This window comes from Corynebacterium sp. (assembly GCF_012837295.1).
Taxonomy (GTDB): Bacteria; Actinomycetota; Actinomycetes; order Mycobacteriales; family Mycobacteriaceae; genus Corynebacterium.
In genome coordinates this window covers 1-7,705 of the sequence record NZ_DURI01000099.1, presented here as the reverse complement: position 1 = coordinate 7,705, position 7,705 = coordinate 1, and the positions used below count along the sequence as shown (strand labels likewise).

Here is a 7,705-nt window from a genome sequence, read left to right as displayed (position 1 = left end):
GCCCGGCCCTTTCTTCGTGCGCGCTACCGCGATGATTCGACGACTCGGCGATCGGCGACTTCTACGCCAGGCCGAGCACCTCTCGAACGGCCGCGCGCGCCCCATCGGCGTCGGAGGCGTTCAGTGCGGCGCGGGCCGCAGCCGCGCACTGCTCGGAGGTGACCTCCGCCAACTGCGCGCCGACCCCGGACAGCGCGGTGGCCGCCGCCGACAGCGAGTTGACGCCCAGGCCGACCAGCACGCAGGCCAGCAACGGATCGGCGGCGGCTTCGCCGCACACGCCGACCGGCGTGCCCGAATCCCGGCCGGAACGGCAGGTCATGTCGATCAGGCGCAGCACCGCCGGCTGCCACGGATCCGTCAGGTAGGCCAGGTGCGGCGAGAGACGATCCGCCGCCATCGCGTACTGGGTCAGGTCGTTGGTGCCGATGGACACGAAGTCGAGAACCTTCATCAGGTCATGGCTCATCAAGGCCGCGGCGGGAATCTCGATCATCGCGCCGGGGGTCAGGCCACGCTCGCGGCACAACCCGGCGAACCACTCCGCTTCCTCCAGCGTCGCGACCATCGGGGCCATGACCCACGTCGGCGCCTCCGGGTCACGCCCGGCCTTGGTGCCTGCCAGAGCAATGGCATCGAGCTGGCGCTCCATCAACCCCGAATTCGAACGGGAGATGCGCAGGCCGCGCACGCCGAGCGCCGGGTTGTCCTCGTGCTCCAGGTTCGCGAACGCCAGCGGCTTGTCGGAGCCGGCGTCGAGGGTGCGCAGCACGATCTTCTGCTCGGGGAACGCCTTGAGCACCGTCGCGTAGATGTCGGCCTGATTCTCCACCGTCGGTTCGGTCGCGGCGGACAGGAAGCACAGCTCGGTGCGGAACAGGCCGATGCCCTCCGCCGCACCCTGGGCCGCGATGCGCGCGGCATTGCCGTCGCCGACGTTGGCCAGAAGCTGCACCCGGTCGCCATCGGCCGTGCGGCCCGGCCCCTCCCAGGCGGCGATCTTGTCGGCCATGCGGGCGGCTTCCGCCACTGCCGCCGCGGCGACCTCCGGGGCCGGGTCCACGGTCACGGTTCCACTGGCCCCGTCGACGAGGGTCATCGCCCCGGAGGCGATGTCCCGCAGACCCGCACCGGCGGCCACCACGCAGGGAACGCCCAGCTGGCGGGCGATGATCGCCGTATGCGAGGTCGGGCCGCCGAGGGCGGTGACCATGGCGACGAACAGGTCGGGATCCAATGTGGCGGTGTCTGCGGGAGACAAGTCGTCGGCAAGCAGAATCGACGGCGCATCCACCGCAGGCAACCCCGGCTCCTCCTCACCGCGAAGTTCGGCGATGACGCGATCGCGGATGTCCTCCAGGTCGGTGGTGCGCTCGGCCATGACGCCGCCGGCGGCCTTGAACATCTCGACGAACTTCTCGATCGCCGCCATCGTCGCGGCATCGGCGCGTTCGCCGCCCTTGATCTTCTTCACCGCCGCCCGGTGCCAGCCGCGGTCCAGGGTCAACTTCGACGTGGCCAACAGCACTTCCGCGGCGCTGCCCTCGGCGCGATTGGCGCGGGCCGCCAGACGCTCGGACACCGCGTTCGTCGCCGTGCGGAACCGCTCGATTTCCAAGTCAACGTCACCGCCCGGAATCGGCGTGCCCTCCTGGGGCAGGGCGGGACGGGGGCGCGCCCACACGGCGGGCGCATAACCCACTCCCGGGACGACTGCGGTTGCCTTCAATGCTGCGGACGGGGACATGGGGCTCCTCGGGACGGCGATGGTGTACCGCGAATTCGGACGAAAGTTTCGCTGCACCAAGCCTACTCCAAATTTCCCACATTGAAACCAAAATCTTTCTTGACTTTCCAACATAATCGGGCATGATTGAAGGCAACGGAGCCGCGGCTTTCGCCAAGGTCACACAAGTTATTACCAGCCCGCCAAAATCGGGCACCGGAACCGGACATGATTCGCCGAAACGGGCATCGCCCGCCGGCCAGTACAGGAGACCACCGTGTACGCAGAAGAACGCCGACGCAAAATCGCATCACTGACGGCGGTCGAGGGGAGGGTCACGGTGTCCGATCTCGCCCACCACTTCGACGTCACGGCGGAGACCATCCGCCGCGACCTCGCGCAGCTCGATTCGGAGGGGGCCGTCCACCGCGTCCACGGCGGCGCCGTCGCGGCGAAGTCCTTCCAGACCGTCGAGGTCAGCGTCGACGCGCGCAAGAAGGCGCAGAAGGACGCCAAGCGCTCCATCGCCCGCGCGGCCGTCGACTTCCTCCCCTCTTCCGGCGGCGGGGTATTTCTCGACGCCGGCACGACCACCGAGGCGCTGGCCGAGCTGATGGCGGCGTTCCCGGAGGAGCGCCATTGGTCGGTGGTGACCAACTCGCTGCCCAGCGCCCTGACGCTGGCGGGCGCGCCGTACATCGAACTGCAGCTGCTCGGCGGCCAGGTCCGCGCCATCACGCAGGCCGTCGTCGGCGATGCCGCCCTGCGCGCGCTGGCGCTCATGCGCGCCGACGTCGCGTTCATCGGCTCCAACGCCCTGACCATCGACCACGGCCTGTCCACCGCCGACCCGCAGGAAGCCGCCGTCAAGCGCACCATGATCACCAACGCCCGCAAGGTGGTGGTCATGTGCGATTCGACGAAGCTCGGCCGCGACTTCCTGGTCAGCTTCGCCGCACTCGACGACATCGACGTGGTCATCACCGACCCGTCGGCGCCGCAGGCGTTCATCGACGAGCTCCAGGACCACGACGTCAAGGTGACCGTGGCGCGATGATTCTGACCCTGACCGCGAACCCGTCCATCGACCGCACCACCACCGTCAAGGGCCGCCTGGAACGTGGTGGCGTCTACCGCCTGGCCATGGAGTCGGACGTCCCCGGCGGCAAGGGCGTCAACGTATCGGCGGCCGTGGCCAACGCCGGCCACGACACGCTGGCGCTGTATCCGGCGGCGAACAACGGGCGCTTTTCCCGCCTCCTCGCGGAGACCAACATCCCGCACGAGGCCATCGACTTGCCCGACGAAGCCCGCGTGAACCTGACCATCGTCGAGGACGACGGCACGACCACGAAGCTGAACACCCCGGGCGCGCTGCTCTCGCAGGCCGACGCCGACCGCATCCTGGAGCGTCTTTCCCACCACGCCCCCGGTGCATCGTGGGTGGTGCTGGCCGGTTCCCTGCCCCCGGGCGTCCCGGTCGACTTCTGGGCCACCTGCGTGCGCGCCGTGCGGGACGCCAACCCCGATGCCGGCATCGCTGTCGACACCTCCGATGCGCCGCTGCTGGCCCTCGGCGAGGCGTTTCCCGCCTCCGCCCCCGAGGTCATGAAGCCCAATGGCCTGGAGCTCGGCCAACTCGCCGGACTCGACGGCGTCGAGCTGGAAAAGCGCGCCGCCGCCGGGGACCTCGCCCCCGTCGTCGCCGCGGCCCGTCGCCTCAACGATTCCGGCGTCGGCGAAGTGCTGGTCACCCTCGGCGCAGCCGGTGCGGTGCTCGTGCTTTCCGACGCCCCCGCCCTCGCGGCCACGCCGCCGCCCATCGTCCCGCTGTCCACCGTCGGCGCCGGGGACAGCTCCCTGGCCGGTTACCTGCTCGCCCGCGAAGACGGGCTCGACGCCGCCGGGGCCCTGGCCCGCGCCGTCGCCTACGGTTCCGCCGCCACGTCGCTTCCCGGCACCACCATCCCCCGCCCCGATCAGACCAAGCCCGGCGACGTCGTCGTCCGCGAAATCTGAGCCCCTCCACCGCACGAGGAGTACCCATGACTTCCCAGGTCATCCTCCCGGAGCTCGTCGAACTCGACGTCGCACCGGGCGACACCCCCGAATCCGTCATCCGGCATCTGGCGTCGCTGGTCACCGCCGCCGGCCGCGCGGCCGATGCCGACGAGCTCGCCGCAGACGCCCTGGCCCGCGAGGCCAAGTCCGGCACCGGCGTGCCCGGCGGCGTGGCCATCCCCCACTGCCGCTCCGAGTCGGTCACCGAGCCGACCCTGGCGTTCGCCCGTCTGTCCCGCCCGGTCGACTTCTCCGGCCCCGACGGGCCGGCTGACCTGGTGTTCCTCATCGCCGCCCCCGCCGGCGGCGGAAAGGCGCACCTGAAGATCCTGTCCAAGCTGGCCCGCGGCCTGGTGAAGAAGGATTTCCGCGCCGCACTGCGCGGCGCCGCCACCGCCGAGGAGATCGTCGACGTCGTCGATGCCCGCATCGCCGGCACCGCCCAGAAGACGGCCTCGGAGCCCACTTCCGCCTCCGAGCGTTCCGCCCCCGTCGCCGCGTCCACCGCAACGAAGGCGGTCACCCGCATCGTCGCGGTCACCGCGTGCCCGACCGGCATCGCCCACACCTACATGGCCGCCGACTCGCTGACGCAGGTCGCCGACGAGCGCGACGACGTCGAGCTGGTCGTGGAAACCCAGGGTTCCTCCGCGGTCAAGCCCGTGCCCGCGGAGACCATCGCCGCCGCCGACGCGGTCATCTTCGCCACCGACGTCGGCGTCAAGGACCGCGGCCGCTTCGCCGGAAAGCCCGTCGTGGAATCCGGCGTCAAGCGCGCCATCAACGAACCCGCCGTGATGGTCGACGAGGCCATCGCCGCCGCCAAGGACCCCAACGCCAAGAAGGTGGCGGGCACGGTTGCGGTGGACGACGCCGGGTCGTCGTCAAGCGAAGGCGGTTCCACCCTCGGCTGGGGCAAGCGCATCCAGCAGGCGGTGATGACCGGCGTCAGCTACATGGTGCCCTTCGTCGCCGCCGGCGGTCTGCTGCTGGCGCTGGGCTTCCTGTTCGGCGGCTATGAAGTCGCCGGGGTCGCCGACCGCGTCTCGCAGGGCTACACGCTGTGGAACCTGCCCGGCAACGAGATCCCCATGGACGACGGCACCGTCACCACGGTCGACCGCTCCGGGATCCTGCTGTACATCGGCGCGATCCTGTTCGCGACCGGCAACTTCGGCATGGGCGTCATCGTGGCGATCCTGTCGGCGTTCATCGCCTACGGCCTGGCCGGCCGCCCCGGCATCGCCCCCGGCTTCATCGGCGGCGCGATCTCCGTGGCCATCGGCGCGGGCTTCCTCGGCGGCCTGGTCACCGGCATCATCGCCGGCCTGATCGCCCTGTGGCTGACGTCGCTGGCCGTGCCGCGCTGGCTGGCGTCGCTGATGCCCGTGGTCATCGTGCCGCTGGTCGCCTCCGTCGGCGTCGGCCTGCTGATGTTCCTGTTCCTCGGCCGCCCGCTGACCTCGCTGATGAACTCCATGGCCGAGTGGCTCGGCGGCATGTCCGGCAGCTCCGCGATCCTGCTGGGCATCATCGTCGGCCTGATGATGTGCGCCGACATGGGCGGGCCGATCAACAAGGCCGCCTACCTCTTCGCCACCGCCGGGTTGTCCACCGGTGACGAGGCCTCCATGCAGGTCATGGCCGCCGTCATGGGTGCGGGCATGGTGCCGCCGCTGGCGCTGGCCCTGTCCTCCGCGCTGCGCCCGAAGCTGTACACGCAGGCCGAGCGCGAAAACGGCAAGGCCGGCTGGCTGCTCGGCGCATCCTTCATCTCCGAGGGCGCCATCCCGTTCGCCGCCGCGGACCCGCTGCGCGTCATCCCGTCGATCATGGCCGGCGGCGCGGTCACCGGTGCCCTGTCCATGGCCTTCGGCGCCGCGTCGCGCGCCCCGCACGGCGGCGTGTTCGTCTTCTTCGCCATCGACAACGTGCTCGGCTGGTTCGCCGCGATCATCGCCGGCGCGATCGTCGGCGCGGTGCTGGTCAGCGCCCTGAAGCAACTGTGGCCGCGCAAGGTCGCCGCAGCCCCGGCCGGAACCCCGGCCGCGACCGCCGCTTCCGCGTAAAATCGTCAATCAAAAGCCACCATCGAAAGGACCATCAACAATGGCCTCCAAGACCGTGACCGTCGGCTCGACCGTCGGCCTGCACGCCCGTCCCGCGACGCTGATCGCCGATGCCGCCGCCGAGTACGACGAGGAGATCCTCATCGAGCTCGTCGAGTCCGACGACGATGACGAGCCCGCCGACGCCGCCAGCTCCCTGATGATCATGGCGCTGGGCGCCGAGCACGGCGACCAGGTCACCGTCACTTCCGACGATGCCGCCGCAGTGGAGAAGATCGCCGCGCTCATCGAGCAGAACCTCGACGAGGAGTAGCCTCCCCCGGTTGCTTCGGCGGCCCGGGCTCTGCAGTCCCCTGCTTTGCGACGGCCGCCCGCACCACGGCACCTCGCACGAGAATGGCCCCGCCCGGATTCTTCCGGGCGGGGCCTCGTGCGTCGCCCACGTGGGCGTCGTCAAGCGAAAAGGAGCGGGGACGCTATTCCCTGAAGGCCGCGAACTGGCCCTCGCCGACGCGGCGGTAGAGCCACTTGAGGATCGGGTAGCCGACGATGATGCCGACCGACCCCCAGGCGATGCCCTCCAGCTCCAGCGAACCGATGGACAGCGTGAGGTTGCCGATGCCGGCGATCATCGCGGTGGCCGCCGCGACGAGGTTGACGGGGTTGTTGAAGTCGACGCCGTTGTCCATCCAGATGCGGATGCCCAGCATGCCGATCAGGCCGTAGAGCACCAGCGTCGCGCCGCCGAGGACGCCCTCGGGGATGGTGAGGATCAGCGCGCCGAACTTGGGAATGAACGCCAGCGCGATCGCCGTGAACGCCGCGACCCAGTAGGCGGCCGTGGAGTACACGCGGGTGGCGGCCATGACGCCGATGTTCTCCGCGTAGGTCGTGGTGCCCGAACCGCCGGCGCCACCGGCCAGCGTGGTGGCCAGACCATCGGCGATGAGCGCGTCGCCGGCGAGATCGTCGAGGTTGCGGCCCGTCATCGCCGAGACCGCCTTGACGTGGCCGACGTTTTCCGCGATGAGCACCACGATCACCGGCAGGCCGATGAGCATGGCGTTGAGGTGGAATTCCGGGGCGTGGAAGTCCGGCAGGCCGAACCAGGCGGCCTCGCGCACCGAGGCGGTCGCGTCCGGCGACAGGTTGCCGGTGACGGTGGCGAAGGCCCAGCCGACGACGACGCCGATGAGCACGCCCAGGCGCGCGATCATGCCGCGGCCCGCGACCGTCGCCACCAGGATCGACAGCATGGTCACCGCGGCGACCAGGGGCTGCGCCGAGAAGTTCGTGGCGGCCACCGGGGCCAGGTTGAAGCCGATGAGCGCCACGATGGCGCCGGTGACGGCCGGCGGCATCACCGCGTCGAGTGCGGCGCGGCCGGCCTTCTTCACTATGACGCCGACGAGGACCAGCACGATGCCGGCGGTGATGACCACGCCGGACTGCGCGGCGATGCCCTGCGCCTGCGTCGCCGTCAACGGCGCGATGAACGCGAAGGACGAGCCGAGGTAGCTGGGCAGCCGGTTGCGGGTGATCAGCAGGAACAGGATCGTGCCGATGCCCGAGAACAGCAGCGTGGTGTTGACCGGGAAGCCGGTCAGCAGGGGCACCAGCAGCGTGGCGCCGAACATGGCGATGACGTGCTGCATGCCGATGCCGATGGTGCGCGGCCAGTCCAGCCGCTCCTCTGGGGCCACGACCGCGCCGGGCGCGATGGTGCGGCCGTCGCCGTGGAGGTCCCAGCCGAACAGGCGGCCACGGGCGGCCGGGTGGTCGGGGTGATCCGGGTGATCGGGATGGACGGGGTCGATGGCCGGGCGGGCCTGGCCGCCGTCGGCCGGTG

General features: G+C 70.5%; 6 protein-coding genes. 4 read left to right on the top strand and 2 right to left on the bottom strand.

The window, feature by feature from the left end; genetic code table 11:
* Positions 1-61: 61 nt before the first annotated feature.
* The gene (gene ptsP, locus GX015_RS03290; RefSeq protein ID WP_291342774.1) at positions 62-1,747 is read right to left on the bottom strand and encodes a phosphoenolpyruvate--protein phosphotransferase; all 1,686 of its coding nucleotides are present in this window, start codon (positions 1,745-1,747) and stop codon (positions 62-64) included.
* Between the two features lie 256 nt (positions 1,748-2,003).
* Between ptsP and GX015_RS03285 the strand changes: the two genes are divergently transcribed.
* Genes GX015_RS03285 through GX015_RS03270 form a run of 4 tightly spaced genes read left to right on the top strand, consistent with a single transcriptional unit; the run spans position 2,004 to position 6,169 of the window.
* On the top strand, positions 2,004-2,783 hold the full coding sequence (locus tag GX015_RS03285) for a DeoR/GlpR family DNA-binding transcription regulator (RefSeq protein ID WP_291342772.1): 780 nt from the start codon (positions 2,004-2,006) through the stop codon (positions 2,781-2,783).
* Complete coding sequence (locus GX015_RS03280; RefSeq protein ID WP_291342771.1) at positions 2,780-3,745, top strand: 1-phosphofructokinase family hexose kinase; 966 nt, start codon at positions 2,780-2,782, stop codon at positions 3,743-3,745. The genes GX015_RS03285 and GX015_RS03280 overlap by 4 nt, the downstream gene beginning before the upstream one ends.
* A 26-nt stretch (positions 3,746-3,771) precedes the next feature.
* Positions 3,772-5,856, top strand: a complete 2,085-nt coding sequence (locus GX015_RS03275) for a fructose-specific PTS transporter subunit EIIC (protein WP_291342769.1) — start codon at positions 3,772-3,774, stop codon at positions 5,854-5,856.
* Between the two features lie 40 nt (positions 5,857-5,896).
* Positions 5,897-6,169, top strand: a complete 273-nt coding sequence (locus tag GX015_RS03270; protein WP_046649843.1) for an HPr family phosphocarrier protein — start codon at positions 5,897-5,899, stop codon at positions 6,167-6,169.
* A 163-nt stretch (positions 6,170-6,332) separates the two neighbouring features.
* On the opposite strand, the gene GX015_RS03265 is transcribed toward GX015_RS03270, so the two are convergent.
* On the bottom strand, positions 6,333-7,613 hold the full coding sequence (locus GX015_RS03265) for a solute carrier family 23 protein (RefSeq protein WP_291342775.1): 1,281 nt from the start codon (positions 7,611-7,613) through the stop codon (positions 6,333-6,335).
* Positions 7,614-7,705 lie beyond the last annotated feature (92 nt).

What these genes read in the sequence shown, in the direction of transcription:
- ptsP (WP_291342774.1), bottom strand. Translation starts at nt 1,747, where the DNA reads ATGTCCCCGTCCGCAGCATTGAAGGCAACCGCAGTCGTCCCGGGAGTG.
- GX015_RS03280 (WP_291342771.1), top strand. Translation starts at nt 2,780, where the DNA reads ATGATTCTGACCCTGACCGCGAACCCGTCCATCGACCGCACCACCACC.
- GX015_RS03275 (WP_291342769.1), top strand. Translation starts at nt 3,772, where the DNA reads ATGACTTCCCAGGTCATCCTCCCGGAGCTCGTCGAACTCGACGTCGCA.
- GX015_RS03270 (WP_046649843.1), top strand. Translation starts at nt 5,897, where the DNA reads ATGGCCTCCAAGACCGTGACCGTCGGCTCGACCGTCGGCCTGCACGCC.